Source organism: Martinezella rhizogenes, assembly GCF_000799715.1.
GTDB classification, from domain to species: domain Bacteria; phylum Pseudomonadota; class Alphaproteobacteria; order Rhizobiales; family Rhizobiaceae; genus Rhizobium; species Rhizobium rhizogenes_C.
On sequence record NZ_JUHG01000011.1, the window covers coordinates 199,146 to 225,080 of the forward strand.

The 25,935-nt window shown below is 60.4% G+C and carries 25 protein-coding genes; 22 read left to right on the plus strand and 3 right to left on the minus strand.

Features of this window, described 5'->3' with window-relative positions; all coding sequences use genetic code 11:
• Positions 1–246 precede the first annotated feature (246 nt).
• From EX00_RS04930 to EX00_RS04995, 14 genes are all read left to right on the plus strand, one after another.
• Complete coding sequence (locus EX00_RS04930) at positions 247–1,134, plus strand: VOC family protein (protein ID WP_047457447.1); 888 nt, start codon at positions 247–249, stop codon at positions 1,132–1,134.
• Positions 1,131–1,970: a 3-deoxy-8-phosphooctulonate synthase gene (gene kdsA / locus EX00_RS04935; protein WP_047454724.1), complete on the plus strand. Its 840-nt coding sequence runs from the start codon at positions 1,131–1,133 to the stop codon at positions 1,968–1,970. The genes EX00_RS04930 and kdsA overlap by 4 nt, the downstream gene beginning before the upstream one ends.
• A gap of 149 nt (positions 1,971–2,119) precedes the next feature.
• A complete protein-coding gene (eno, locus tag EX00_RS04940) occupies positions 2,120–3,394 on the plus strand; it encodes a phosphopyruvate hydratase (RefSeq protein WP_047454727.1) in 1,275 nt (424 codons plus the stop codon).
• A gap of 242 nt (positions 3,395–3,636) precedes the next feature.
• Complete coding sequence (locus tag EX00_RS04945) at positions 3,637–3,948, plus strand: FtsB family cell division protein (protein ID WP_047454728.1); 312 nt, start codon at positions 3,637–3,639, stop codon at positions 3,946–3,948.
• A 157-nt stretch (positions 3,949–4,105) separates the two neighbouring features.
• Positions 4,106–5,149, plus strand: coding sequence for a pyruvate dehydrogenase (acetyl-transferring) E1 component subunit alpha (pdhA, locus tag EX00_RS04950; RefSeq protein ID WP_047454731.1), 1,044 nt, complete (start codon positions 4,106–4,108; stop codon positions 5,147–5,149).
• 18 nt (positions 5,150–5,167) lie between these two features.
• Entirely contained in the window at positions 5,168–6,541 is a 1,374-nt protein-coding gene (locus EX00_RS04955; protein ID WP_047454733.1) for a pyruvate dehydrogenase complex E1 component subunit beta, read from the plus strand.
• A 15-nt stretch (positions 6,542–6,556) separates the two neighbouring features.
• A complete protein-coding gene (locus EX00_RS04960) occupies positions 6,557–7,882 on the plus strand; it encodes a pyruvate dehydrogenase complex dihydrolipoamide acetyltransferase (protein ID WP_047454734.1) in 1,326 nt (441 codons plus the stop codon).
• Positions 7,883–7,907: 25 nt separating this feature from the next.
• Positions 7,908–8,549: an SGNH/GDSL hydrolase family protein gene (locus tag EX00_RS04965; RefSeq protein ID WP_047454736.1), complete on the plus strand. Its 642-nt coding sequence runs from the start codon at positions 7,908–7,910 to the stop codon at positions 8,547–8,549.
• Between the two features lie 54 nt (positions 8,550–8,603).
• Positions 8,604–10,049 (plus strand): dihydrolipoyl dehydrogenase, encoded by a 1,446-nt coding sequence (gene lpdA / locus EX00_RS04970; protein WP_047454738.1) that lies wholly within the window; start codon positions 8,604–8,606, stop codon positions 10,047–10,049.
• 55 nt (positions 10,050–10,104) lie between these two features.
• Positions 10,105–10,362 (plus strand): GlsB/YeaQ/YmgE family stress response membrane protein, encoded by a 258-nt coding sequence (locus tag EX00_RS04975; protein WP_047454739.1) that lies wholly within the window; start codon positions 10,105–10,107, stop codon positions 10,360–10,362.
• Positions 10,363–10,436: 74 nt separating this feature from the next.
• Positions 10,437–10,685, plus strand: a complete 249-nt coding sequence (locus EX00_RS04980) for a GlsB/YeaQ/YmgE family stress response membrane protein (protein ID WP_047454741.1) — start codon at positions 10,437–10,439, stop codon at positions 10,683–10,685.
• A 36-nt stretch (positions 10,686–10,721) separates the two neighbouring features.
• Positions 10,722–11,693, plus strand: a complete 972-nt coding sequence (gene lipA / locus EX00_RS04985) for a lipoyl synthase (protein WP_047454742.1) — start codon at positions 10,722–10,724, stop codon at positions 11,691–11,693.
• Positions 11,694–11,893: 200 nt separating this feature from the next.
• Positions 11,894–12,442, plus strand: a complete 549-nt coding sequence (locus EX00_RS04990) for a P-loop NTPase family protein (RefSeq protein ID WP_080761233.1) — start codon at positions 11,894–11,896, stop codon at positions 12,440–12,442.
• A 9-nt stretch (positions 12,443–12,451) separates the two neighbouring features.
• Positions 12,452–12,895: a type II toxin-antitoxin system RatA family toxin gene (locus EX00_RS04995; RefSeq protein WP_047457450.1), complete on the plus strand. Its 444-nt coding sequence runs from the start codon at positions 12,452–12,454 to the stop codon at positions 12,893–12,895.
• Here EX00_RS04995 and EX00_RS05000 read toward each other — a convergent pair.
• Positions 12,886–13,386, minus strand: coding sequence for a CinA family protein (locus tag EX00_RS05000; RefSeq protein WP_047454744.1), 501 nt, complete (start codon positions 13,384–13,386; stop codon positions 12,886–12,888). The genes EX00_RS04995 and EX00_RS05000 overlap by 10 nt on opposite strands.
• Positions 13,383–14,603, minus strand: coding sequence for a bifunctional 2-C-methyl-D-erythritol 4-phosphate cytidylyltransferase/2-C-methyl-D-erythritol 2,4-cyclodiphosphate synthase (locus EX00_RS05005; RefSeq protein WP_047454746.1), 1,221 nt, complete (start codon positions 14,601–14,603; stop codon positions 13,383–13,385). The genes EX00_RS05000 and EX00_RS05005 overlap by 4 nt, the downstream gene beginning before the upstream one ends.
• Before the next feature lie 224 nt (positions 14,604–14,827).
• Between EX00_RS05005 and dusB the strand changes: the two genes are divergently transcribed.
• From dusB to hflX, 8 genes are all read left to right on the plus strand, one after another.
• On the plus strand, positions 14,828–15,853 hold the full coding sequence (gene dusB, locus EX00_RS05010; protein WP_047454747.1) for a tRNA dihydrouridine synthase DusB: 1,026 nt from the start codon (positions 14,828–14,830) through the stop codon (positions 15,851–15,853).
• Positions 15,850–17,007 carry a two-component system sensor histidine kinase NtrB gene (locus EX00_RS05015; RefSeq protein ID WP_047454749.1) on the plus strand — a complete coding sequence of 386 codons (1,158 nt, stop codon included), beginning with the start codon at positions 15,850–15,852 and terminating at the stop codon, positions 17,005–17,007. The genes dusB and EX00_RS05015 overlap by 4 nt, the downstream gene beginning before the upstream one ends.
• Positions 17,004–18,455, plus strand: coding sequence for a nitrogen regulation protein NR(I) (ntrC, locus tag EX00_RS05020; RefSeq protein WP_047454751.1), 1,452 nt, complete (start codon positions 17,004–17,006; stop codon positions 18,453–18,455). Before EX00_RS05015 ends, ntrC begins: the two co-directional genes overlap by 4 nt.
• A gap of 283 nt (positions 18,456–18,738) precedes the next feature.
• Positions 18,739–21,012 (plus strand): sensor histidine kinase NtrY-like, encoded by a 2,274-nt coding sequence (locus EX00_RS05025; RefSeq protein ID WP_047454753.1) that lies wholly within the window; start codon positions 18,739–18,741, stop codon positions 21,010–21,012.
• Positions 21,002–22,366, plus strand: a complete 1,365-nt coding sequence (gene ntrX, locus EX00_RS05030; RefSeq protein ID WP_007693479.1) for a nitrogen assimilation response regulator NtrX — start codon at positions 21,002–21,004, stop codon at positions 22,364–22,366. The genes EX00_RS05025 and ntrX overlap by 11 nt, the downstream gene beginning before the upstream one ends.
• Positions 22,367–22,439: 73 nt before the next feature.
• Positions 22,440–23,303, plus strand: coding sequence for a D-amino-acid transaminase (locus EX00_RS05035; protein ID WP_047454756.1), 864 nt, complete (start codon positions 22,440–22,442; stop codon positions 23,301–23,303).
• Between the two features lie 107 nt (positions 23,304–23,410).
• Complete coding sequence (hfq, locus tag EX00_RS05040; protein WP_007693481.1) at positions 23,411–23,653, plus strand: RNA chaperone Hfq; 243 nt, start codon at positions 23,411–23,413, stop codon at positions 23,651–23,653.
• A gap of 78 nt (positions 23,654–23,731) precedes the next feature.
• Positions 23,732–25,063 (plus strand): GTPase HflX, encoded by a 1,332-nt coding sequence (gene hflX, locus EX00_RS05045; protein ID WP_047454758.1) that lies wholly within the window; start codon positions 23,732–23,734, stop codon positions 25,061–25,063.
• 18 nt (positions 25,064–25,081) lie between these two features.
• Here the strand turns inward: hflX and mazG are convergent, their stop codons facing one another.
• Complete coding sequence (gene mazG, locus EX00_RS05050; protein ID WP_047454760.1) at positions 25,082–25,918, minus strand: nucleoside triphosphate pyrophosphohydrolase; 837 nt, start codon at positions 25,916–25,918, stop codon at positions 25,082–25,084.
• Positions 25,919–25,935: the final 17 nt, after the last annotated feature.

Genomic DNA, 25,935 nt, shown 5'->3' on the forward strand with positions numbered 1-25,935 from the left:
GCGCCATCGCGGAGTATTCCAGCGCTAATCAATGGGAATACGTGCTGGAAACGATCACGGTCGGTTCTGCGGGAGCCGGAGGGGCTATTTCCGGATTGCGGCGGCTACCGGTGTCATCCCAGCTACTGCGAAGCAGTCGAGGGTGAATCTCGTATTCGCAATCCCGCTGGTTTTGACCGCTGCGCTTTCGTCTTGAAATGAATAGCGGAAGGGCGCAAACCTGCGGCATATATGAAGGGGGAAGTCATGGTTTCATCGCCGCATCCGCTGGATCATCTCGTTCTGCCGACGATCAATATCGCCATGGCGCGGGAACGGCTCGGCAAGCTCGGCTTTACCGTCGCCGCCGATGCGCGCCATCCCTTCGGCACCGAGAATGCCTGCGTGTTCTTGTCCGACAAGACCTATCTGGAGCCTTTGGGTGTTGCGTCGCAGGAACAATACGAAACGAGTATCGAGGAAGGCAATGTTTTCGTCGCTCGCGATCAGGCCTATCGTTTTCGCGTCAGCGAGGAAGGTTTTTCAGCCATCGTTTTCGGCACGGAGGATGCGGCCGGCGATGATAAGCGTTTCCTGGCGAACACCATTTCGGCCGGGCGTATGCTAAATTTCGAGCGGCCGATGCACATGCCGGACGGCTCGGAAACGATCGCCGGCTTCCGTCTCTCTTTTGCGGCCGATCTGCGGTCGCCGGATTTCTACGCTTTCTGCGCCCAGCGCATCAATCCCCTGCCTGCCGATCGCAGCGCCTTGGAAAGGCATGCCAATGGCGTCATCGGTATCGCGCGTATTGCCCTGTCGACACCTCATCCGATCGCATTCCGGGGCTTCTTCGAACAGCTTGCCGATGGGCCGAAGATATCGGAGCATTCCTTTGGGCTGACGATCGAGACGGCGAATGCCCGGATAGAGGTCCTGACCCCGCAAGGCATGGAGGCCTTCTATGATTTTCCAGTGCCGGCGGGCGATCCTGGCCTTCGGGCGCGCGCAATCCTTTTCAAGACACGCGATCTTTCCGTGACATCGTCGCATTTGGCTGCTAACGGCGTCACTTACACGCGTAAGAACAATCGTATTCTGGCAAAGCCCGCCCCCGGACAGGGCGCGTTGTTCGCCTTCGAGGAGATAGTATGAGCACCAATTCCGAAGTGATCGTCGGCGAGGGCGCATCCAAGGTTCTGTTTTCCAACACCGCCAAGCTGTCGCTGATTGCCGGTCCCTGCCAGATGGAAAGCCGCGATCATGCCTTCATGGTCGCCGGTGTTCTGAAGGAACTCTGCGGCAAGCTCGGCATCGGCCTTGTCTACAAGTCCTCCTATGACAAGGCGAACCGCACTTCACTCTCCGGCAAGCGCGGCATCGGCCTGGAAAAGGCCATGGAAGTCTTTGCCGATCTGAAAAAGGAATATGGCTTCCCGGTCCTGTCCGACATCCACACTGAAGAGCAGTGCGCCGTCGTCGCCAAGACGGTGGACATCCTACAGATCCCGGCTTTCCTGTCGCGCCAGACAGATCTTCTCGTTGCCGCTGCCAAGACTGGCCGCGTTATCAATGTCAAGAAGGGCCAGTTCCTGGCGCCCTGGGACATGAAGAATGTGCTGGCCAAGCTCAATGACAGCGGCAATCCGAATATCATGCTCTGCGAGCGTGGCGCCTCGTTCGGCTACAACACGTTGGTCTCCGACATGCGCTCGTTGCCGATCATGGCGGCCATGGGCGCTCCTGTGATTTTCGATGCGACCCACTCCGTGCAGCAGCCGGGCGGGCAGGGCGGTTCGACGGGCGGTGATCGCCGGTTCGTCGAGACGCTGGCGCGCGCCGCCGTCGCCGTCGGTGTTGCCGGCGTTTTCGTAGAAACGCATGAGGACCCGGACAACGCACCGTCGGATGGTCCGAACATGGTCTATCTGAAGGATATGCCGCAGCTTCTGGAAAAGCTGCTGGCCTTCGACGCCATCGCCAAGGCTTGAGACTTTAGCGGCATTCAACAGGCTGACATGAACTTGCTATACGCGGCCTGTTGGAGCGCCTGATCGAGGTGTGGAGCAGCATTGTAATTTTCGCGCCTTCGATTAAGACGATTTCAATCGATTTATAACCCAGCGAGCAGGAAGCTATCATGACCGCAATCACCGACATTATCGCCCGCGAGATTCTCGACAGCCGTGGCAATCCCACTGTCGAAGTCGATGTCCACCTTGAAGATGGCAGCATGGGCCGCGCGGCGGTTCCGTCGGGCGCCTCGACCGGCGCGCATGAAGCCGTTGAACTTCGCGATGGTGGCAAGCGCTACCAAGGCAAGGGTGTCGAAAAGGCCGTTGAAGCCGCAAACACCGAGATCTTCGACGCGATCGGCGGCATGGACGCTGAAAATCAGATCCAGATCGACAATATCATGATCGAGCTCGACGGCACGCCGAACAAGTCGCGCCTCGGCGCCAATGCCATTCTCGGCGTGTCGCTCGCCGTTGCCAAGGCCGCCGCGCAGAGCTCCAACTTGCCGCTTTACCGCTATGTCGGCGGCGCCCACGCCCGCCTGCTGCCGGTTCCGATGATGAACATCATCAACGGTGGCGCTCATGCCGATAATCCGATCGATTTCCAGGAGTTCATGATCCTGCCGGTCGGCGCTGACTCGATCCGCGACGCCGTGCGCATGGGTGCGGAAGTCTTCCACGTCCTCAAGAAGGAGCTGGCGTCCCAGGGTCACAACACCAATGTCGGTGATGAAGGCGGCTTTGCGCCAGGCCTCTCCAGCGCGCCTGCTGCCCTCGACTTCATCATGAAGTCGATCGAAAAGGCCGGCTACAAGCCGGGCGAAGACATCTATCTCGGCCTTGATTGCGCCTCGACGGAATTCTTCAAGGACGGCAAGTATGTTCTCGAGGGCGAGGGCCGCACGCTGGAGCCCGGCGCCATGGCTGAATACCTTGCCGAACTCGCAGCCAAATATCCGATTGCTTCGATCGAAGACGGCATGGCTGAAGACGACTGGGAAGGCTGGAAGGCCCTGACGGATCTGATCGGCAAGAAGACGCAGCTTGTCGGCGACGATCTGTTTGTCACCAACTCCGCTCGTTTGCGTGACGGCATCCGCATGGGTGTCGCCAACTCCATCCTCGTCAAGGTCAACCAGATCGGCACGCTGACGGAAACGCTCGACGCCGTCGAAACCGCGCACAAGGCCAACTACACGGCCGTCATGTCGCACCGTTCCGGCGAAACCGAAGACTCGACCATCGCCGATCTCGCCGTCGCCACCAACTGCGGCCAGATCAAGACCGGCTCGCTGTCGCGCTCCGATCGTCTGGCCAAGTACAACCAGCTCATCCGTATCGAGGAAGCGCTTGGACCGCAGGCACAGTATGCGGGCCGTTCCATTCTGCGCGGCTGATTGAGGCTTGGTCCGGACAATGATCCGGGCTGCCTTTAAAGCTCACGATGTGTTGAACCGCGCCTTCGGGCGCGGTTTTTTGTTGGGGGAACGTTAGAGTCAACGGATGGTTAATCTCTACCGGCTAGAGTCGCCATAGATGTTTGATTTGGCATGATCTTATCCGGAAACCGCTTCGCATTTTCGCTACGCGGGCCAAAGGTTCGGGATCATACTCCGTAGGGCGTTTCGAGCGGGCGAGTATGTGGACAAAATATCATAAGAAGAGAAGATTCGGTCGTTTCGTTCTTCCCGCCATCACGATCGCCTTCGTCAGCTATTTCGGCTATCACTGTATTCACGGCGATTACGGACTGAAGGCGACCGAGGTTTTCGAGCAGCGGCGCATCGATCGCGGCAAGGAGCTTGCCGATCTCGTCGTCAGGCGCGAGCACCTCGAAAAAGCCGTGGCTTTGCTGAGCGATGGCTCGCTGGACAAGGATATGCTCGATCAATATGCGCGCTATCAGTTGACCTATTCCAAGGCTGACGAAATCGTTATTTTCAATAAATAGCCGCAATTAACCTAATTCAAGTTAATTGAATTTTTCGAAGCTATAACAATAGCTTGCGATGAATATGAGCCATGCAATTATAGCATTGCTGTGGCGAACAATCTTCCCTATGTTACGCGGCACTATAAAACGAGGCTACTCACACAGGGAGGGTTGAATGGCGCCACGTAAATCCGTGTCCGTTTCCAGCCGTAAGACAGCATCGAGGCCCGCCAAGGAAACCAATGGCGGCGCAATCGCGGAATTTGACCGCGATGCGGAACTGAATGCCTATCGTGAGATGCTGCTGATCCGTCGCTTCGAAGAGAAGGCTGGCCAGCTCTATGGTATGGGCTTCATCGGCGGCTTCTGTCACCTTTATATCGGCCAGGAAGCTGTCGTTGTCGGCATGCAGATGGCCCTGAAGGATGGCGACCAGGTCATCACCGGCTATCGTGACCATGGTCACATGCTGGCAGCCGGCATGAGCGCCCGCGGCGTCATGGCCGAGCTTACCGGACGCCAGGGCGGCTATTCCCGAGGGAAGGGCGGCTCCATGCACATGTTCTCCAAGGAAAAGAATTTTTACGGCGGCCACGGCATCGTCGGCGCGCAGGTCTCGCTCGGCACGGGTCTCGGCTTTGCCAACTGGTATCGCGGCAATGACAATGTCAGTGTCGCCTATTTCGGCGACGGCGCTGCCAACCAGGGCCAGGTCTACGAAAGCTTCAACATGGCGCAGCTCTGGAAGCTGCCGGTGGTCTACGTGATCGAGAACAACCGTTACGCCATGGGCACGTCGACGGCACGCGCCACCGCGCAGCCCGACTTCTCCAAGCGCGGTGCCTCTTTCGGTATTCCTGGTATCCAGGTCGATGCGATGGATGTTCGCGCCGTCAAGGCCGCCGCCGACGAGGCGGTCGAATATTGCCGTTCCGGCAAGGGTCCGATCATTCTGGAAATGCTGACCTATCGTTACCGTGGCCATTCCATGTCGGACCCGGCCAAGTACCGCTCCAAGGACGAAGTGCAGAAGATGCGCTCCGAGCATGATCCGATCGAGCAGGTTCGCGTCCGTCTTCTGGACAAGGGCTGGGCGTCGGAAGACGACCTGAAGGTGATCGACAAGGACGTTCGCGACATCGTCGCCGACAGTGCCGATTTCGCCCAGGCCAATCCGGAGCCGGATGCATCCGAGCTCTACACCGACATTCTGCTCTAGATCGGGGAGGGAAGAACCATGCCCATCGATATTCTCATGCCCGCCCTTTCTCCGACGATGGAAGAGGGAACCCTTTCCAAATGGCTCAAGCAGGAAGGTGACAAGGTCACCTCCGGCGACGTCATCGCGGAGATCGAAACCGACAAGGCCACCATGGAAGTGGAAGCGGTCGACGAAGGCACGATCGGCAAGCTGCTGATCGAAGCCGGCACCGAAGGCGTCAAGGTCAACACCAAGATCGCGGTCCTGCTGCAGGACGGCGAATCCGCTTCGGATATCTCGACGGCCAAGGCCGCTCCGGCTGCCGAACCGATCAAGACTGAAGCACCGGCTGCTGCTGCTCCGGCGCCCGTTCCGGCACAGCCGAAGGCCGCTGCTCCTGCCGATCCGGAAATCCCGACCGGCACGGAAATGGTGTCGATGACGGTGCGCGAAGCACTGCGCGACGCCATGGCCGAGGAAATGCGCGCTAACCCTGATGTCTTCGTCATGGGCGAAGAAGTCGCCGAATACCAAGGTGCCTACAAGATCACCCAAGGCCTGCTGCAGGAGTTCGGTCCTCGCCGCGTCATCGATACCCCGATCACCGAACACGGCTTTGCCGGCGTCGGCGTCGGCGCTGCCATGGCCGGTCTTCGTCCGATCATCGAGTTCATGACCTTCAACTTCGCCATGCAGGCGATCGACCAGATCATCAACTCCGCTGCCAAGACGCTCTACATGTCCGGCGGTCAGATGGGCGCTCCGATCGTGTTCCGCGGCCCGAATGGTGCTGCAGCCCGCGTCGGCGCTCAGCACAGCCAGGATTATTCTGCATGGTATAGCCAGATTCCCGGTCTCAAGGTCGTCATGCCCTACTCGGCAGCCGACGCAAAGGGCCTGCTGAAGGCGGCGATCCGCGATCCGAACCCGGTTGTCTTTCTTGAAAACGAAATTCTCTACGGCCAACACTTCGACGTGCCGAAGCTCGACAATTTCGTTCTGCCGATCGGCAAGGCTCGCATTCATCGTACTGGCAAGGACGTGACGATCGTTTCCTTCGGTATCGGCATGTCCTATTCCATCAAGGCGGTTGCCGAACTGGAGACCTTGGGCATCGATGTCGAGCTGATCGATCTGCGCACCATCCGTCCGATGGATCTGCCGACAGTTATCGAATCCGTGAAGAAGACCGGCCGCCTGGTGGTCGTCGAGGAAGGCTATCCGCAGTCCTCCGTCGGCACGGAAGTCGCAACGCGCGTCATGCAGCAGGCCTTCGATTATCTCGATGCGCCGATCCTGACGATTGCCGGCAAGGATGTGCCCATGCCCTACGCCGCCAACCTCGAGAAGCTAGCGCTTCCGAATGTCGGCGAAGTGGTCGATGCGGTGAAAGCCGTTTGCTACAAATAAGGGGAGGGCTTTTCGATGCCTATCAACATCACCATGCCTGCCCTCTCGCCAACCATGGAAGAGGGCAACCTTGCCAAGTGGCTGGTCAAGGAAGGCGACAAAATCAAGTCCGGTGACGTCATCGCCGAGATCGAGACCGACAAGGCGACGATGGAAGTCGAAGCCGTCGATGAAGGTACGGTTGCCAAGATCCTCGTTCCCGCCGGGACCGAGGGTGTCAAGGTCAACGCGCTGATCGCGGTTCTGGCTGGCGAAGGCGAGGATGTTGCAGCGGCTGCTTCTGGCGCTGGTGCGGCTCCGGCCGCTGCGCCGAAGGCTGAAGCTGCTCCGGTTGCTGCTGCTCCTGCGGCAACGCCTGCTCCGGTGGCTCCTGCCGTGGCTTCGGCTCCGGCAGCAGCAGATGGTCAGCGCACCTTCGCATCGCCGCTCGCCCGCCGTCTCGCCAAGGACGCCGGCATCGATCTGACTGCGCTTGTCGGCTCCGGCCCGCATGGCCGGGTGATCAAGAAGGACATCGAAGCCGCTGCCGCCGGCGGTGTTACAAAGGCCGCTCCGGCTTCAGCACCCGCTGCCCAGGCACAGGCCGCGGCCGCGCCGAAGGGCATGTCGGAAGACGCCGTTCTCAAGCTATTCGAGCCCGGCTCCTTCGAGCTCGTGCCGCATGACGGCATGCGCAAGACCATTGCCAAGCGCCTGCAGGAATCCAAGCAGACCGTTCCGCATTTCTACGTTACCGTCGATTGCGAACTGGATGCATTGCTGGCGCTGCGCACGCAGCTCAACGATGCGGCTCCGAAGAAGGGCGACGCTCCGGCCTACAAGCTCTCGGTCAACGACATGGTCATCAAGGCCCTGGCGCTGGCGTTGCGCGACGTGCCGGATGCCAACGTCTCCTGGACCGACAGCAACATGGTCAAGCACAAGCATGCCGATGTCGGCGTTGCCGTTTCCATTCCGGGCGGTCTGATCACGCCGATCATCCGCAGCGCCGAGTTGAAGACGCTGTCCGCCATCTCCAACGAGATGAAGGACTACGGCAAGCGCGCCAAGGAACGCAAGCTGAAGCCAGAGGAATATCAGGGCGGCACCACCGCCGTGTCCAACATGGGTATGATGGGCGTCAAGAACTTCTCTGCCGTCATCAACCCGCCGCACGCGACCATTCTGGCCGTTGGCGCGGGCGAGCAGCGGGTCATCGTCAAGAAGGGCGAAATGGTCATCGCAACCGTGATGAGCGTTACGCTTTCGACCGACCATCGCTGCGTCGATGGCGCTCTCGGCGCGGAACTCCTGGGCGTCTTCAAGGGCTACATCGAAAACCCGATGGGGATGCTCGTCTGAGCCTTGTCGTCAAACGGAGGCATGAATGACCAAGACCGTTCTGTGTTATGGCGACTCGCTTACATGGGGCTATAACGCCGAAACGATCGGTCGTCATGCCTTCGAAGATCGGTGGCCGAGCGTGCTGCAAAAGGCGCTCGGCGATCAGGCCCGCGTCATCCCGGAAGGGCTGAACGGCCGCACGACGGCTTTCGATGATCATCTTGCCGATTGCGACCGCAATGGCGCAAGGGTGCTGCCGACGATCTTGCAGACGCATGCGCCGCTCGATCTTGTCATCATCATGCTCGGCACCAACGATATGAAGCCGGTTGTCGCAGGCCCCGCTTTCGCGGCGATGCAGGGTGTCCGGCGGTTGATCCAGCTCGTGCGCAATCATACATGGGGGTTCGATCATGAGGTCCCCGATATTCTGATCGTCGCGCCGCCTGTCATCTCCGAAACGGCCAATGCGGCTTTCGCCTCGAGTTTCCTTGGCGGGGTCGAGGAGTCAGGTAAGCTTGCGACGCTCTACCGCGATCTTGCCGACGAGGAAGGCTGCGGCTTTTTCGATGGCGCTTCGGTTGCCGCCACAACGCCGCTCGACGGCGTGCATCTCGATGCGGAAAACACCCGGGCGCTCGGTCGCGGCCTGGAGTCGATCGTACGGATGATGCTGGGTATCTAACAATTCAAGGCAGGCTGACGCTTTACCGGCCGCCACCAAAAAGGCAGGAAACACATGGCTGAGAATTACGACGTCATCATCATCGGCTCCGGTCCGGGCGGCTATGTCGCCGCCGTGCGTGCCGGTCAGCTCGGCCTGAAGACGGCGATCGTCGAGCGCGAGCACCTGGGCGGCATCTGCCTCAACTGGGGCTGCATCCCGACCAAGGCGCTGCTGCGCTCGGCCGAAATTCTCGACCATTCCAACCACCTGAAGGATTACGGCCTCGTTCTCGAGGGCAAGGTAAGTGCCGATGTGAAGGCGGTCGTCGCCCGCTCGCGCGGCGTTTCCGCCCGCCTCAACGCGGGCGTTGGCTTCCTGATGAAGAAGAACAAGATCGATGTGATCTGGGGCGAAGCCAAGATCACCAAGCCAGGCGAAATCGTCGTCGGCAAGTCGACCAAGCCCGTTGTCGAGCCGCAGCATCCGCTGCCGAAGAACGTCAAGGGCGAGGGCACCTACACCGCCAAGCACATCATCGTCGCCACCGGCGCCCGTCCGCGCGCTCTGCCGGGCATCGAGCCGGACGGCAAGCTGATCTGGACCTATTTCGAAGCGCTGAAGCCTGATTTCCTGCCGAAGTCGCTGCTGGTCATGGGCTCCGGTGCCATCGGCATCGAGTTCGCGAGCTTCTATCGCTCCATGGGCGTCGATGTCACCGTTGTCGAGGTCATGCCGACCATCATGCCGGTCGAAGACACCGAAATCTCCGGCATCGCCCGCAAGCAGCTCGAAAAGCGCGGCCTGAAGATCATCACCAAGGCGAAAGTCACCAAGGTCGAGAAGGCTGCCAACAGCATCACTGCTCACGTCGAGACCGAAGATGGCAAAGTGCAGCAGATTGTTGCCGATCGCATGATCTCCGCCGTCGGCGTTCAGGGCAATATCGAGAACCTCGGCCTTGAAGCGCTCGGTGTGAAGACCGATCGCGGCTGCGTCGTCGCCGACGGCTACGGCAAGACCAACGTGCCGGGCATTTATGCGATCGGCGACGTCGCCGGCCCACCGATGCTGGCCCACAAGGCCGAGCATGAAGGCGTGGTCTGCATAGAGAAGATCGCCGGCCTGCCAAACGTGCATCCGACCGACAAGAGCAAGGTTCCGGGCTGCACCTATTGCAATCCGCAGGTCGCCTCCGTCGGTCTGACGGAAGCCAAGGCCAAGGAACAGGGCCGCGATATCCGCGTCGGCCGCTTCTCCTTCGCCGCCAACGGCAAGGCGATCGCGCTCGGCGAAGATCAGGGCTTGGTCAAGGTCATCTTCGACAAGAAGACCGGCGAATTGCTCGGTGCTCACATGGTCGGCGCCGAAGTCACCGAACTGATCCAGGGCTTTGTCGTCGCCATGAACCTGGAGACGACGGAAGAGGAGCTGATGCACACGATCTTCCCGCATCCGACCGTTTCGGAATCGATGAAGGAAGCCGTGCTGGACGCCTATGGCCGCGTGCTGAACGCTTGATAATTTCCTTGCACGCCCTCTATGTTGAGGGTGGAAAATAGCAAAGGAAATCATCATGTCTATCGGCACGGAAGCTTGGGTCGTCTTTCTTCTGATCGGTCTGGTGGCGGGGTTTCTCGCCAGCCTGATCGTTGGCGGCGGCGGCGGTTTGATCGGTTGTTTGGTCAGCGGCGTGATTGGTGCTTTCGTTGGCGGGTTCCTGTTCAACTGGTTCGGGATCTCGCTGGGAATTGAAAGCCCGCTGGTGGTCGAGATCATTCACGCGACCGTTGGCGCGATCGTCGTGGTGCTGTTGGCGAGATTGATAGCCTAGAGCATGATCCGGAAAAGTGTGAAGCGATTTTCCGACAGGATCATGCTTCAAGAAGCGGTTGGTGCGAGGGTGTGATGGAAGGTATCGGCTGGTTGGGTCTGGTCATCATCGGCGGTCTTGCGGGTTGGCTCGCGGGCAAGCTGATGGAGGTGCGCTATGGTGTCATTCTTAACATCGTCCTCGGCATTGCCGGCTCGGTGGTTGCGGCTGCCATTCTCGCGGGGCTGCACGTCGGTGTGCCCGGCGGAAGGTTTGGTTTTTTCGTCACCGGTTTCATTGGTGCATGCATTCTGATATTTCTCGCCAAATTCGCCCGGCGATGAATGGGCCGCGGACAAGCGGCGGAAAGTAGACGTTTCATGGTTACGATTCTCGACAGGATCAATCCAGACGCAAAGCGCGTGAGGCATCCGGAAAAGGCAAATCGGCCGGACACGGAAGTTCTGCGCAAGCCCGACTGGATCCGCGTCAAGGCGCCGACATCGAAGGGCTATGCCGAGACGCGCTCGATCGTGAAGGAGCACAAGCTCGTCACGGTCTGCGAGGAGGCCGGTTGCCCGAATATCGGCGAGTGCTGGGAGAAGAAGCACGCCACCTTCATGATCATGGGCGAGATCTGTACCCGCGCCTGCGCCTTCTGCAATGTCGCCACCGGCAAGCCGAATGCGCTCGACATGGCCGAACCTGAAAATGTCGCCAAGGCCGTCAAGGAAATGGGTCTCAGCCACGTCGTCATCACCTCGGTCGACCGCGACGATCTGGCGGACGGCGGTGCCGAGCACTTCGAAAAGGTGATCTGGGCGATCCGTGCCGCTTCGCCGATGACGACGATCGAAATCCTGACGCCGGACTTCCTGAAGAAGCCCGGCGCGCTGGAACGTGTCGTCGCCGCCAAGCCCGATGTCTTCAATCACAATATGGAAACGGTGCCCGGCAACTACCTGACGGTGCGGCCAGGTGCTCGCTATTTCCACTCGGTCCGGCTTCTGCAGCGGGTCAAGGAACTCGATCCGACCATGTTCACCAAGTCCGGCATCATGGTCGGCCTCGGCGAAGAGCGCAACGAAGTGCTACAGCTGATGGACGACCTGCGGACCGCCGACGTCGACTTCCTGACCATCGGCCAGTATTTGCAGCCGACCCGCAAGCACCATCAGGTCATGAGCTTCGTCACCCCCGACGAGTTCAAGTCCTATGAGACGGTTGCCTATACCAAGGGCTTCCTGATGGTCGCCTCCAGCCCGCTGACGCGCTCGTCCCATCACGCCGGCGATGATTTTGCCCGACTACGGGCGGCACGCGAGAAGAAGCTGCTGATCGCTGCCGAATAAGCCACCATAAACTCTTGCCTTTTCAACGAACCGCGGCGATCTTGCCGCGGTTTTTGTTTGTGCCGTCATCAAACCATCATCTGCGCAGCCTAAAGGACACGCCCCGCCGCCTGTTGCCGGTATTGGCGCCTTTCGAGATCGTATGGAGCTGGATCGTGGAGCAGACCGTCGCGCCGCAAGCGCCGCCCTATGTCGTCGACATCGAGTCAGCGGCTTCTATTCTCAAGAGCGCCGAGCGCATCCTCGTCATCGGCTGCTCCGGCGGAGGCAAGTCGACGTTGTCGCAGAAGATTTGCGGGCGGCTTGATCTGCCCTATGTCTCGATGGATCGAAACTTCTTTTGGCTGCCGGGCTGGGTAAAAAGAGACAAAGCGGAGGAGCGTGCTCTGATCGCGGCAAAGGTTGCCGAGGAGCGGTGGCTGATCGATGGAACAGCGCCATCAAGTTTTGATCTGAGATTACCGCGCACAGAACTTGTTCTTTGGGTACATATGCCGCGCTGGTTGTGCATGCGGGGGGCTCTGTCGAGAGCGGTGCGATGGTTGGGACGGTCCCGCCCGGACATGGCGCCGGGTTGCCGCGAGCGCATCGATGGGGAGTTCCTGCGCTACATCTGGGATTGGGAACGCAAATTTGCGCCTAAAGTGCTGGCGGGGCTCGCGCAGCATGGCCCCCACGTCCCTGTTTTCCAGCTAAAATCCCGCGGCGAAATGCGTCAGCTTCTTGATCTTCTCGGCCGTCCTGCTTAATTGCGGCTCATGCCAAAGTTTGAAACGCACCGCCCCGTCCCGCACACGCCTGACCAGATGTTCGACCTCGTCGCCGATGTAGAGCGCTATCCGGAATTCCTGCCGCTCTGCGATGGGCTGGTGATCCGCAATCGCAAGGAGCGAGACGGCAAGGTGTTGCTGGTTGCCGATATGACCGTCGGCTACAAGGCGATCCGCGAAACCTTCACGACGCAGGTGTTGCTCAACAAGGCGGAGCGGGCGATCGATGTGAAATATATCGACGGGCCGTTCAAATATCTCGACAATCGCTGGCGTTTCCAGCCGACTGATAACGGCTGCGTCATCGATTTCTTCATTGATTATGAGTTCAAGAGCCGCATTCTCGGCGCGCTGATGGGCTCGATGTTCGACCGCGCCTTCCGCATGTTCACGGATGCCTTCGAGACGCGGGCCGGCAAAATCTACGCCTGATCGAGCGCGATGAGCATTTCGAGCGCCGTCTGTACCGTAGCGAGACGAACCTTGTCGCGGCCGATATCCCCGTAGCGCATCTCACGGTGGATGAGCGATCCTGTTCGCGCCTTGGCGGCGAGGTGGACCAGGCCGACCGGCTTGTCCGCTGATCCGCCACCAGGCCCGGCGATGCCGGTCACTGCAACGGCAAAGTCGGCATGCGAACGGAAGAGGGCGCCATGCACCATCTGCAGGGCCGTCTCTTTCGAAACGGCACCGAACCGCGCAAGCGTCTGCTCCTGAACGCCGAGCATCTCCATCTTCGCCATGTTCGTATAGGTGACGAAGCCACGGTCGACGACTGCGGAGGAACCCGGAATGTCCGTCAGCGCGCCGGCAATCAGCCCGCCGGTGCAGGATTCAGCCGTGGCGATCATCCGGCCCTTCGCTGCGAAATCGCTGATGATGCCGCGCGCAAGCGTCAGAATGTCATCCGGAAAATGGCTCATGGCTTGCCGCCGCGATAGACGACCGTTGCCGTGGCGATGGCGGCGATGCCCTCGCGGCGGCCGACGAAGCCGATCTGTTCGTTGGTGGTCGCCTTCACCGAACAGCGCTCGAGGCTGATCCCCAAAAATTCCGAGAGCTTAGCGCGCATAGCCTCGCGATGCGGGCCGATCTTCGGCGCTTCGGCGATCAGCGATACATCGGCATTCATGATCGTGCCGCCGTGATCGCGGACGATCTTTGCCGCATGCTCGATGAAGATGCGCGACGGCGCGCCCTTCCATTGGGGGTCCGAGGGCGGGAAATGGTCGCCGATATCGCCGGCCCCGCAGGTGGCGAGCAGGGCGTCGGTCAACGCATGCAGGGCGACATCGGCATCGGAATGGCCCTTGAGCGTCTGGTCGTGCGGAATGAAAACGCCGCAGAGCGTTACGCCATCGCCCGGTTCAAGCTGGTGGACATCATAGCCGTTGCCAGTACGCACGTCCGGCAACAGGCCGGCGGAAAGCTTTTCATCGGCCATGGCAATATCCCTCTTGATCGTCAGTTTGACATTGTCCGCGCTGCCGACAACCAGCGTCACCGGCAGGCCGGTCCATTCAGCAATCGCCGCGTCGTCGGTGAAATCCGTTAGGTTTCCGGCAGCCGCCTTTTCATGTGCGGCCAGAATATCGGCCAGCCGGAAGGACTGCGGCGTCTGTGCGGCGTGGAGCCCGCTACGGGGCACGGTTTCCGTCACCAGTGCATCATTGCTCGCACGCTTCAGCGTATCCGTCACCGGCATCGCCGGCAACACCGCGGGCGCGCCAGTGGAAAGTGCGGCGGCGACGCGGTCGAGCAGATCGTGATCGAAGAAGGGGCGCACGGCATCATGGATCATGACATGCGTGACGCCGGTCTTTTCCAGCTGCCGCAATCCGGCAAGCACCGATTGCTGGCGAGAGGCGCCGCCGAAGGCGATCTCGACCCCGGACGAATCGGCAATCGTCTCCAGCGCCGAGCGCAGCAATTGCTCGTCGTCGCGGTGAATGACGATCACGATTTTCGCCGTTTGCGGCCATGTCACGAATTTTTCAAGCGTATGCGCAATAACCGGCCTGCCGCCGATTGCGCGATACTGCTTCGGACCGTCCTCGGGCGATCCCGCCCGCTCACCGCGTCCGGCAGCAACGATCACGATTCCGATCGACATCGGTTGCGTTGAATGCATTTGCGTCATAAACCCCCGGGGATGAAAGGCTCCGTTTCAGCATGATCCCCAAAAAGCGCAAAGCGGTTTTTTAGACAAGATCATGCTAAGAAGATCGCCAAAGCAGGATCTTGCTCCTGCTGGGTCTATCGCCTCGAATGGGTATTTTCCAGCATTTGCCCAAAAAATATCAACATTCTCCGAAACCTCTTGGCAAATCTCTTGAGAATGTCTAAAAATCGTGCAGATGTACCGTGTGCCTGAAAGATAATCATTTGCTTCTACCCGAGCTTGCAGCCTCATTTTCCATCGGTCCAGTGCCCATCCGCAATCGCGTGATTCTCGCGCCGATGTCGGGGGTCACCGATTTGCCGTTCCGGCAATTGGCTCTGCGCTATGGGGCCGGCCTTGTCGTGACCGAAATGGTCGCAAGCCGCGAATTGGTGCAGGACACCCCCGAATCCTGGGCGCGTCTGAAGAGTGCCGGGCTCAAGCCGCATATGGTGCAACTGGCCGGACGCGAGGCGCATTGGATGGCGGAAGCGGCTAAGATCGCTGCCGACAATGGTGCCGACATCATCGATATCAATATGGGGTGTCCCGCCAAGAAGGTGATCGGCGGCTATTCCGGCTCGGCCCTGATGCGCGATCCGGATCACGCGCTGGGCCTGATCGAGGCGACCGTCAAGGCGGTCGATGTCCCGGTGACGCTGAAGATGCGGCTCGGCTGGGACGAAAACTCCATCAATGCGTCGCATATCGCTCGCCGCGCTGAAGAGGCGGGCATCCAGCTCGTGACGATCCACGGCCGCACGCGCATGCAGTTTTATGAGGGCAACGCCGATTGGGATGCGATCCGCGCCGTGCGCGATGTCATTGCCATTCCGCTTGTCGCCAACGGCGATGTCGACACGCCGGAAGATGCAAGCGAGATACTTCGTCGTTCTGGCGCCGATGCCGTCATGGTTGGGCGCGGCTGTCAGGGGAGGCCCTGGCATACGGGCGTGCTTGCCGGTCACCGCGCGCCGGATCGCGGCGAGATCGCCGATATCGCTCTCGAACATTACCGGATGATGCTGGATTTCTATGGTGAGGCCGTCGGCATTCGTCATGCGCGCAAACATCTAAGCTGGTATCTGGACCGTTACGCTCCCACCACCATTGGCGCTGAAAAGGCGAGAATCATGACTTCGAAAGACAGCCAAGAGGCGGCCGCCTTGTTGCATGCGGCGCTACAGGCCGGGTCCGATCTCGCCCAAAGCCTCCAGGAGGCCGCATGAACTCGAAATCCAATTCCGGCGGTGCGGAGCATACGGGTGGCACTGTCGCCATGGCGGTTCTCAACGCGATCCAGAATCCGGTCGTCATGGTCAACGAAGCCGGCCTGATCGCTTTTGCCAATTGGGAGGCCGAGGCCTTCTTCGGCGCTAGCGCCTCGCATCTGGCGCGCTACGAGATTTCCGCCTTCATTCCCTTCGGAAGCCCGCTGCTGGCGCTGATCGACCAGGTGCGCGAGCGCCGCGCGCCGGTCAATGAATATCGTGTCGATCTGAGTTCACCGCGCCTCGGCCAGGACAAGCTGGTGGATATCTACGTCGCGCCCGTGTCGAGCGAGCCCGGCTCGGTGGTGGTCGTTTTCCAGGAACGCTCCATGGCTGACAAGATCGACCGGCAGCTGACGCATCGCGCCGCCGCCCGTTCGGTGACAGGCCTTGCCTCGATGCTGGCGCATGAGATCAAGAACCCGCTCTCCGGCATTCGCGGCGCCGCCCAGTTGCTGGAGCAGTCGGTGGAGGACGACGATCGCGCGCTGACGCGACTGATCTGCGACGAGACCGACCGAATCGTTTCGCTGGTCGACCGCATGGAGGTCTTTTCCGACGAGCGTCCCATCGACCGAGTTCCCGTCAACATCCATTCCGTTCTCGATCATGTGAAGGCGGTTGCCAAGGCTGGCTTTGCACGCAATATCAAGTTCAGCGAAAACTACGACCCATCCTTGCCGGCCGTGTATGCCAACAGGGACCAGCTCGTGCAAATCTTCCTCAATCTGGTGAAGAATGCCGCCGAAGCTATCGGCGACAAGCCGGATGGCGAGATCATGCTGACGACGGCCTATCGCCCGGGTATTCGCCTTTCCGTCGCCGGCACGCGCGAGAAAATCTCGCTGCCGCTGGAATTCTGCGTGATCGACAATGGCCCAGGTGTGCCGACCGATCTCGTGCCGCATCTCTTTGACCCGTTCATCACCACCAAGACGAACGGGACCGGTCTTGGCCTGGCGCTTGTCGCCAAGATCATCGGTGACCATGGTGGCATCGTCGAATGCGACAGCCAGAACCATCGCACCACTTTCCGGGTTTTGATGCCGGCCTCCAAAGGCATCACATTTGAAGACGCACCCCTTCCGAACTCTACAGGGACTACTCGATGACAGCCACGATCCTTGTCGCCGACGACGATGCAGCCATCCGTACCGTGCTTAATCAGGCTTTGAGCCGCGCGGGTTACGACGTGCGCATCACATCCAACGCCGCGACGCTCTGGCGTTGGGTTTCCGCCGGCGAAGGCGACCTCGTTGTAACCGACGTCGTCATGCCGGACGAAAACGCCTTCGACCTTCTGCCGCGCATCAAGAAGGCGCGGCCGGAACTGCCCGTCCTAGTCATGAGTGCGCAAAACACCTTCATGACGGCGATCAAGGCCTCGGAAAAGGGCGCCTACGATTATCTGCCGAAGCCGTTCGACCTGACGGAGCTGATCGCCATCATCGGCCGCGCTTTGTCCGAGCCGAAGCGCAAGCCCGCCAAGCTTGATGACGACATGCAGGATGGCATGCCGCTTGTCGGACGCTCGGCTGCCATGCAGGAAATCTACCGCGTACTGGCGCGTCTGATGCAGACCGACCTGACACTGATGATCACCGGCGAATCCGGCACCGGCAAGGAGCTCGTCGCCCGTGCGCTGCACGATTATGGCAAGCGCCGCAACGGTCCTTTCGTTGCCATCAACATGGCTGCCATCCCGCGTGACCTGATCGAATCGGAATTGTTCGGCCATGAGAAGGGCGCCTTCACTGGCGCGCAGACGCGCTCCACCGGCCGCTTCGAGCAGGCCGAGGGCGGTACGCTGTTTCTCGACGAAATCGGCGACATGCCGATGGATGCCCAGACACGCCTGCTGCGCGTGCTGCAACAGGGCGAATATACGACGGTCGGCGGTCGCACGCCGATCCGCACCGACGTCCGCATCGTTGCCGCCACCAACAAGGATCTGAAGCAGGCGATCAACCAGGGCCTGTTCCGCGAGGACCTCTATTACCGCCTCAACGTCGTGCCGTTGCGCCTGCCGCCGCTGCGCGACCGCGCCGAGGATATTCCCGATCTCGTCCGTCATTTCATCACGCAGGCGGAAAAGGAAGGGCTCGGCTCCAAGCGGTTCGACCAGGAAGCGCTGGAGTTGATGAAGGCCTATCCCTGGCCGGGCAATGTGCGCGAGCTGGAAAACCTCATTCGCCGCTTGATGGCGCTCTATCCGCAGGACGTCATCACCCGCGAGATCATCGATTCGGAATTGCGTGCCGATGTGCCGGATAGCCCGATCGAGAAGGGGCCGGTGCGGACCGGCACCATGACCATCGCCCAGGCCGTCGAGGAGAATATGCGCAGCTATTTCTCCAGCTTCGGCGAAAACCTGCCGCCGCCCGGTCTCTACGATCGAGTGCTGACCGAGATGGAGTACCCTCTGATCCTCGCGGCGCTGACGGCCACTCGCGGCAATCAGATCAAGGCCGCCGACCTGCTTGGCCTCAATCGCAATACGCTGCGCAAAAAGATCAGAGAACTGGGTGTTTCCGTCTATCGGAGCTCCCGCACCGCTTGACAATGTGATCGGATGCGTTGCATTTTCGCCACAATGCGTTGCTTAAAGGTCACGCAGCCGGTTCGCGGTTTTTGCGGTAGCGATTCATCGGAAAAACTCCTGCACAAGCGAAAATTGTTCAGAAGTTTCAGGCCGTTGTATCAATAATTTTAAGCAGGGGTTTCGCGTTGATGCGAAACCGGGTGGCAATGCCGCCCTTGCCTGCTGCGCACTGCCGCCAAAACAGTGCTGATTGCAATTAGGCCAAGGCGCCGACCGTCGCCTGCGCCTGGAGATATTGGGAATGAAGCAGGACGCGGTGTCGTCGGCGGCGAGCGACGAGGCGGTTGTCAAGGTGACGGACCGTCGTGCGTCCTTCGCTCTTCCTGGCCTAATCCTGGCCGGTGGTGCTCTGTCGTGCGCGATCGCGACGCTTTTGGTGCTTCTGGGGCTAACACCCATTGCCCCCACATCCTCCGTCGTCTTTACCTCCGTCGTGATCAACGGCCTGTTCGTCCTGGGGCTGATCGCCCTGATCGGGCGCGAGGTGGCTCGTCTGGTGAAGGCGCGCAGCCGTGGCCGCGCCGCGGCGCGCCTGCATATCCGCATTGTCGTTCTCTTTTCCATCGTGGCGATCACACCCGCGATCCTCGTGGCCATCGTCGCCAGCCTGACGCTGAACGTCGGCCTCGACCGCTGGTTCGCATTGCGCACGCAGCAGATCATCAGTTCCTCGCAGAACGTCGCGCAGGCCTATCTGATGGAGAATGCCAGCTATCTTCAGGGCCAGACCGTGTCCATGGCGAACGACCTGGAGCGTAACCGCTCGCTTTATAGCCTCGACCGCACCGGTTTCGCCGATCTCATGACCAGGCAGGCCAAGGGCCGCGGCTTGCTGGGTGCCTTCCTGGTGCGCCGCGACGGCACGGCGATTATTCAGGCCGATATCAAGACTGAGCGTCCGCTGCCGGCAATCCCCAAGGACGCGCTCGACGCATCGGCCGATGGCCAGCCGACGCTCATTCCGCCGGGCGTCACAAACCTCGTCGGCGCGATCATCAAACTCGACGATCTTCCCGGTGCCTTCCTCTATACCGTTCGGGCCGTCGATCCGCGCGTCATGAACGCCATGCGCATGGTCGAGGACAACACGGCCGAATACAAGGCGATGGAAGAGGGACGCATGTCTCTGCAAATCGCCTTTGCCGTGCTTTACATCGGTTTTGCCCTGATCGTGCTTCTGGCGGCGATCTGGACCGCGATCGCGGTGGCTGACCGCATCGTGCGGCCGATCCGGCTTTTGATCAGCGCCGCCGACAATGTGGCCTCCGGCAATATGAACGTGCTGGTGCCGGTGCGCGCCGCCGATGGCGACGTCGGCAGCCTGTCGCGCACCTTCAACAAGATGATTTCCGAGATCCGCACCCAGCGCGACGAGATCCTCGAAGCCAAGGACGAAGTGGATGACCGCCGCCGCTTCATCGAAGCAGTGCTTTCCGGTGTGACCGCGGCCGTCATCGGCGTCGAACACGACCGGCGGATCACCATTGCCAACACGTCGGCCGAAGAGCTTCTGTCCCTGAAGAGCGAAGAACTTGTCGGCAAGAACCTGGCCGAGATCGCTCCCGAAGTCGAACAGGTCATAACCGAAGCCACGACGCGGCATCGCAATGATTTCCGCAAGCAGATCAGCCTTGTGCGCGGCGGCACGGTGCGCACGCTCAGCGTCCAGGTGACGCGCGAGGAAACCCGCGACTCGAACGAATCCTATGTCATCACGCTCGACGACATTACCGATCTCGTCATTGCCCAGCGCTCGACCGCCTGGGCCGACGTCGCCCGCCGTATTGCACACGAAATCAAAAACCCGCTGACGCCGATCCAGCTTTCCGCGGAGCGCATTCGCCGCCGTTTCGGCAAAAATATCGCCGAGGCCGACCGCCCGATTTTCGATCAATGTACCGACACAATCATCCGACAGGTCGGTGACATCGGCCGCATGGTCGATGAATTCTCCTCGTTTGCCCGCATGCCGAAACCGACGATGGAGCCGAGCGATCTGCGCGATATCCTGCGTGACGCCGTGTTCCTGCGCGAAATGGGCAACAGCCATGTCAAGTTCGAGCGCGAGCTCGGCGATGAGCGGCTGGACGGCATGTTCGATACGCGTATGCTCGGCCAGGCCTTCGGCAATCTCATCAAGAATGCCGTTGAGGCGATCGATGGCGTGCCGAGCGGCGAGGCCCGCGAGGAGCCGAAAATTCTCGTGCGCGCGTCGCTGGATACGGAGCGCGACCGCTTTACGGTCGATGTCGTCGACAACGGTCGCGGCCTGCCGGTCGAGAACCGGCACAGCATTCTCGAACCCTATATGACGATGCGCGAGAAGGGCACGGGCCTTGGGCTCGCGATCGTCAAGAAGATCATTGAAGACCATGGCGGGCAACTCGAACTGCACGATGCTCCCGCTGATTTCGACCAGGGCAGGGGGGCCATGATCCGCGTGCATCTGCCGCGCCGTGAGCAAGCCGTCGTCGCCCCGACAGCAAGTGACAAGGAAAGCGTTTATGGCATCTGATATTCTCGTGGTGGACGACGAGGAAGACATTCGCGAAATCGTTTCGGGAATTCTTTCGGATGAGGGGCATGAGACCCGCACCGCCCATGACAGCGACAGCGCGCTCGCGGCGATTTCCGATCGGGCGCCGAGGCTGATTTTCCTCGATATCTGGATGCAGGGCAGCAAGCTCGACGGGCTTGCACTGCTGGACGAGATCAAGGCGCGTCATCCGGACCTGCCGGTCGTGATGATCTCCGGTCATGGCAACGTCGAAACCGCCGTTTCCGCCATCAAGCGCGGTGCCTTCGACTTCATCGAGAAGCCGTTCAAGGCCGACCGGCTGATCCTGATCGCCGAGCGAGCCTTGGAGAATTCCAAGCTGAAGCGCGAGGTTTCGGAACTGAAGCGCCGCACCGGCGATGCCATCGAGCTGATCGGCACCTCGGTTGCCGTTTCCCAGCTTCGCCAGACCATCGACAAGGTCTCCCCAACCAATAGCCGCGTGATGATCTTCGGCCCCTCCGGCTCCGGCAAGGAGCTTGTGGCCCGCATGATCCACAAGAAGTCGGCGCGCGCCAACGGGCCTTTCGTTGCCCTGAATGCCGCAACGATCACGCCTGAGCGAATGGAAGTCGCCTTGTTCGGCACCGAGGGCTCACCCGGCCAGCCGCGCAAGATCGGCGCGCTGGAAGAGTCTCATCGAGGCATCCTCTATCTCGACGAAGTCGGCGAAATGCCGCGCGAGACGCAGAACAAGATCCTGCGCGTGCTGGTCGATCAGCAGTTCGAGCGCGTCGGCGGCTCCAAGCGGGTCAAGGTCGATGTGCGCATCATCTCGTCCACCGCCTACAATCTCGAAAGCCGGATTGCCGAAAGCCTGTTCCGCGAGGATCTCTATCACCGGCTTGCCGTGGTGCCCGTTCGCGTGCCGGCGCTCGCCGAGCGGCGCGAGGACATTCCGTTTCTTGTCGACCAGTTGATGCGGCAGATTTCCGAGCAGGCCGGCATTCGTTCGCGCCGGATCGGCGACGATGCCATGGCGGTGCTGCAGGCGCATGATTGGCCCGGCAATATTCGCCAGCTGCGCAACAATATCGAACGGCTGATGATTCTCGCGCGCACCGACGGCCCGGACACGCCGATCACGGCGGAAATGCTGCCGACCGATCTCGGCGACATGCTGCCGAAGGTCTCCGCCAAGAATGACTACCACATCATGACGCTGCCACTGCGCGAAGCCCGCGAAATGTTCGAGCGCGACTATCTGATCGCGCAGATCAACCGTTTCGGCGGCAATATCTCGCGCACCGCGGAGTTCGTCGGCATGGAGCGCTCGGCGCTGCATCGCAAGCTGAAGTCGCTCGGTGTCTGATATCGTTCGTGTGGCTGCCGCAATCTGTCGCACAGCTGCACGTAGTCTCGTGAAGTTCTGATCAAGGTCCGTCATGCCGAGAATAGCCTATGTGAATGGTCGTTACGTCAGACACAGCGACGCCATGGTTCACGTCGAAGATCGCGGCTTTCAATTTGCCGATGGCGTCTACGAGGTTTGCGAGGTTCGTCATGGGTTGATCGTCGATCTGACCCGGCATCTCGATCGTCTTAACCGTTCGCTCGGTGAGCTGCGGATCGCCTGGCCGATGAACCGCGGGGCGCTGATCCATGTCATTCGCGAGACGCTCCGCCGCAATCATGTCCGCAATGGCCTGTTCTACCTGCAGGTGACGCGCGGCGTCGCACGGCGCGATCATGTCTTCCCACCGGAAGGCACGCCGTCCTCGATCGTTGTTACTGCCAAGAGCACCGACCCCTCCGTTATTGCCAGGAAAAATGCCAATGGCATCAAGGCGATCACCGTGCGCGACAATCGCTGGGACCGGGTCGACATCAAGTCGGTCGGGCTTTTGCCGAATGCGCTGGCGCGTCAGCAGGCCAAGGAGGCCGGTGCACAGGAAGCGATCTACATCGATCACAACAGCATGGTGAAGGAAGGGGCCGCGACCAATGTCTGGATCGTCGATCCCGATGGCAATCTGGTCACGCGCCCGGCTGAGCATGGCATTCTGCGAGGCATCACGCGCACGACGTTGATGGAGGTCGCAGCCAAGCTCGGGCTTACCATCGTCGAGCGTTTCTTCTCCGTCGAGGAAATGATGGCGGCCCGCGAAGTGTTCATCACGGCGGCCACAAGTATTTGTTTTCCCGTGATTGCCATCGATGGCGAGGCGATTGCCAATGGCCATCCGGGCAGCGTTTCCGAGAAAATTCGTGAAGCCTTTTTCGACGTTGCGGAAAAGACTGCGATTTGATACCAACAATCGATGGCGGGAGAGATTGAGGGTATCTCCTGTCCGAGACCTCAATATATCTTGATATTGCACCGGCTTAGGTCGGCAAAAAAGAAAGAATCGGCGCGATGGCGGAACGTTCTCAGAATTTGCAGGACCTGTTTCTCAATACTGTTCGCAAGCAAAAGATTTCACTCACAATCTTCTTGATCAATGGCGTGAAGCTCACGGGCGTTGTTACGTCCTTCGACAATTTCTGCGTCCTGTTGCGCCGAGACGGTCATTCGCAGCTCGTTTACAAGCACGCGATTTCGACCATCATGCCGGGCCAGCCGATGCAGATGTTTGAGAGCGAAGAAGTCGCATCCTAACTAGGATTTGCCGTTATCACGACACGCGATACCAAAAATGATTCCATCATCCCGGAAGCCATAAAGCATCGGGATGATATGCGGGCTGTCGTCATCGTGCCTGTGCTGAAGCAGGCGCGTTCGCGCGCGGCGAAGGCCGATGGTGCGGCGACAACGTCACGCACTCCGGAGAGCCGGCTCGAAGAAGGCAAGGGGCTGGCGCAAGCGATCGACCTGGATGTCGTCAACGGTTCTATCGTGGCAATCAACGATCCGCGTCCGGCGACCTTGCTCGGCACAGGCAAGATCGAGGAAATCCTCGCACTGCTCGATGAGTTCAATGCCGGTCTGGTGATCGTCGATCATCCGCTGACGCCGGTGCAGCAGCGCAATCTCGAGAAGGCATGGAACGCCAAGGTCATCGACCGCACGGGTCTCATCCTTGAAATCTTCGGTCGCCGCGCCTCCACCAAGGAAGGCACGCTGCAGGTCGAACTCGCGCATCTCAACTACCAGAAGGGCCGATTGGTCCGAAGCTGGACCCACCTTGAACGCCAGCGCGGCGGCGCGGGCTTCATGGGTGGCCCCGGTGAAACCCAGATCGAGGCCGACCGGCGGCAGTTGCAGGACCGGATTATCCGGCTGGAGCGCGAACTTGAACAGGTGGTGCGTACCCGCCAGCTTCATCGCGCCAAGCGCCGGAAGGTGCCGCATCCGATCGTGGCGCTGGTGGGCTACACCAACGCCGGCAAGTCGACGCTGTTCAATCGCATTACCGGCGCCGGCGTCCTGGCTGAGGACATGCTGTTTGCAACGCTCGATCCGACGCTACGGCGCATGAAGCTGCCGCATGGCCGCACCGTCATCCTTTCCGACACCGTCGGTTTCATTTCCGATCTGCCGACCCATCTTGTCGCCGCCTTCCGTGCCACACTGGAAGAGGTGCTGGAAGCTGACCTGATCCTGCATGTCCGCGATCTCTCGGACGAAGACAATCAGGCGCAGAGCGCCGACGTCATGCGCATTCTCGGCGATCTCGGCATCGGCGAGGCCGAAGGGGCGGAACGCATCCTCGAAGTCTGGAACAAGATCGACCGCCTGGAGCCGGAGGCGCATGACGCCATCGTCCAGAAGGCATCGACCGCCGAAAACGTTATCGCCGTATCCGCAATGAGCGGCGAGGGCGTCGATCGCCTGATGGACGAAATCAGCCATCGGCTTTCCGGTGTCCTGACCGAGACGACAATCACAATCCCGGTCGACAAGCTGGCACTGCTGTCCTGGGTCTATAATCACGCTATCGTCGACAGCCGTGAGGATAACGAGGATGGCACGGTGAAGCTGGAAGTTCGCTTGACCGAGACGGAAGCGACTGAACTGGAGCGGCGCTTGGGCCGCGGCCCAAAGCCACCACGCGAGGACTGGGAATAGGGTAGGCGCCGCCGCGCTCTATTCGGCGAGCTGCCGCTCGATTGCTTTTGCCGCCTGCCAGATGTCTTCCATCCGTTCCAGCGAGGCTTCCTCCAGCGTTTCGCCTGCTGCCTCAAGCGTCGTCTCGATGTGGTTGAAGCGGCGACGGAATTTCGTGTTGGTGCCGCGTAGCGCTTGCTCAGGGTCAGCTTCCACATGCCGGCCGATATTGACGACCGCGAAGATCAAGTCGCCGAGTTCATCGCTGACCTTGGCCTTTTCACCGCTGGCAAGCGCCACCCGCAGTTCCCCGATCTCTTCCTCGATCTTGTTGAGGATCGGTTCCGGCGCGGACCAGTCGAACCCGACCTTGGCGGCGCGTTCCTGCAGTTTCAGCGCCTCGGTCAGTGCCGGGAATGAGCGCTGCACCGAGCCGAGGAAACCGGCTTTGAAATCCTCCGAGATGCCGCGCCGTGTCCGGCGTTCGCTGCGCTCGCGCTTTTCCTCGGCCTTGATCTGATCCCATTGCAGCTTCACCGCGTCGTGCGTATCGGCGTCGGAAACGGCGAAGACATGCGGATGACGGCGGATCATCTTGCGGGTGATGGCCTCGACGACGTCGCCAAACGAGAAGTCGCCCGCTTCCTCGGCCATGCGGGCGTGAAACACCACCTGCAACAGAAGATCGCCGAGCTCGTCGCAAAGATCGTCCATGTCCTTGCGTTCGATCGCGTCGGAAACCTCGTAGGCCTCCTCGATCGTATAGGGCTTGATCGTCTCGAAGGTCTGGACGATATCCCAGGGGCAACCGGTCTGAGGATTGCGCAGCGCCGCCATGATCTCGATCAGGCGGGATATGTCTTGTGATGCTTCCATGGGGATCTCTGTGGTGC

Excerpts from the sequence above, each read along its gene's own strand:
- eno (WP_047454727.1), top strand. The coding sequence starts at position 2,120 with ATGACCGCAATCACCGACATTATCGCCCGCGAGATTCTCGACAGCCGT.
- ntrX (WP_007693479.1), top strand. The coding sequence starts at position 21,002 with ATGGCATCTGATATTCTCGTGGTGGACGACGAGGAAGACATTCGCGAA.
- EX00_RS05035 (WP_047454756.1), top strand. The coding sequence starts at position 22,440 with ATGCCGAGAATAGCCTATGTGAATGGTCGTTACGTCAGACACAGCGAC.
- ntrC (WP_047454751.1), top strand. The coding sequence starts at position 17,004 with ATGACAGCCACGATCCTTGTCGCCGACGACGATGCAGCCATCCGTACC.
- mazG (WP_047454760.1), bottom strand. The coding sequence starts at position 25,918 with ATGGAAGCATCACAAGACATATCCCGCCTGATCGAGATCATGGCGGCG.
- lpdA (WP_047454738.1), top strand. The coding sequence starts at position 8,604 with ATGGCTGAGAATTACGACGTCATCATCATCGGCTCCGGTCCGGGCGGC.
- EX00_RS04965 (WP_047454736.1), top strand. The coding sequence starts at position 7,908 with ATGACCAAGACCGTTCTGTGTTATGGCGACTCGCTTACATGGGGCTAT.
- EX00_RS05000 (WP_047454744.1), bottom strand. The coding sequence starts at position 13,386 with ATGAGCCATTTTCCGGATGACATTCTGACGCTTGCGCGCGGCATCATC.
- EX00_RS04995 (WP_047457450.1), top strand. The coding sequence starts at position 12,452 with ATGCCAAAGTTTGAAACGCACCGCCCCGTCCCGCACACGCCTGACCAG.
- EX00_RS04930 (WP_047457447.1), top strand. The coding sequence starts at position 247 with ATGGTTTCATCGCCGCATCCGCTGGATCATCTCGTTCTGCCGACGATC.
- EX00_RS05015 (WP_047454749.1), top strand. The coding sequence starts at position 15,850 with ATGAACTCGAAATCCAATTCCGGCGGTGCGGAGCATACGGGTGGCACT.
- EX00_RS04945 (WP_047454728.1), top strand. The coding sequence starts at position 3,637 with ATGTGGACAAAATATCATAAGAAGAGAAGATTCGGTCGTTTCGTTCTT.
- pdhA (WP_047454731.1), top strand. The coding sequence starts at position 4,106 with ATGGCGCCACGTAAATCCGTGTCCGTTTCCAGCCGTAAGACAGCATCG.
- EX00_RS04980 (WP_047454741.1), top strand. The coding sequence starts at position 10,437 with ATGGAAGGTATCGGCTGGTTGGGTCTGGTCATCATCGGCGGTCTTGCG.
- EX00_RS05025 (WP_047454753.1), top strand. The coding sequence starts at position 18,739 with ATGAAGCAGGACGCGGTGTCGTCGGCGGCGAGCGACGAGGCGGTTGTC.
- EX00_RS05005 (WP_047454746.1), bottom strand. The coding sequence starts at position 14,603 with ATGACGCAAATGCATTCAACGCAACCGATGTCGATCGGAATCGTGATC.
- lipA (WP_047454742.1), top strand. The coding sequence starts at position 10,722 with ATGGTTACGATTCTCGACAGGATCAATCCAGACGCAAAGCGCGTGAGG.
- hflX (WP_047454758.1), top strand. The coding sequence starts at position 23,732 with ATGCGGGCTGTCGTCATCGTGCCTGTGCTGAAGCAGGCGCGTTCGCGC.
- EX00_RS04955 (WP_047454733.1), top strand. The coding sequence starts at position 5,168 with ATGCCCATCGATATTCTCATGCCCGCCCTTTCTCCGACGATGGAAGAG.
- kdsA (WP_047454724.1), top strand. The coding sequence starts at position 1,131 with ATGAGCACCAATTCCGAAGTGATCGTCGGCGAGGGCGCATCCAAGGTT.
- hfq (WP_007693481.1), top strand. The coding sequence starts at position 23,411 with ATGGCGGAACGTTCTCAGAATTTGCAGGACCTGTTTCTCAATACTGTT.
- EX00_RS04975 (WP_047454739.1), top strand. The coding sequence starts at position 10,105 with ATGTCTATCGGCACGGAAGCTTGGGTCGTCTTTCTTCTGATCGGTCTG.
- EX00_RS04960 (WP_047454734.1), top strand. The coding sequence starts at position 6,557 with ATGCCTATCAACATCACCATGCCTGCCCTCTCGCCAACCATGGAAGAG.